1 protein-coding gene is annotated in these 464 nt (G+C 44.8%); it reads right to left on the reverse strand.

Going from position 1 to position 464, the window contains the following annotated elements:
* Positions 1-269, reverse strand: a 269-nt coding sequence (locus BM613_RS14745) for a phage tail tube protein (RefSeq protein WP_219930736.1), incomplete at its 3' end; no start/stop codon positions are given.
* Positions 270-464 lie beyond the last annotated feature (195 nt).

Consider the following 464-nt stretch of genomic DNA (forward strand, 5'->3'; position numbering starts at 1 on the left):
TCAGGTGTGTATATGTGACAGCCCCCTAACAGGTCATCAAATGTCTCATAAGACAGTTCACCCGTTGTTGTACCTTTTACGTGACGAGCTCCAAGCCGGAATTCCGCCACTTCCGCGTCATCTCGAATTTCTTCAGATTGCAGAGTAGCGACTTTAATATCAAGACCCGATTTAGTAGCACGAAAGACCTTCAGAGTTCCGCTAGACGGAGTGACACCGGAGGTCTGTTCTTTGATGTAATAGCTACTATAACGTGAACCTTCAGCCATCGTTATATCCTCTGTTTAGGCTCACGTGCGAGCCAGTAGATTGTTACATATTGAGCATCCCAAACACCTTCAACTGTCTCTTCTACACCTCTGACGCTGCCGACGAATCAGAGGGTGTAGTTATCGGTGGTCCCAGCAACATTACAATAAAAACAAACAAACACAATCACGAACAAACTACATACACAAAAAACA

Origin of the sequence: Sulfoacidibacillus thermotolerans (assembly GCF_003144315.1) — a bacterium.
Classification (GTDB): Bacteria; Bacillota; Bacilli; order Alicyclobacillales; family SLC66; genus Sulfoacidibacillus; species Sulfoacidibacillus thermotolerans.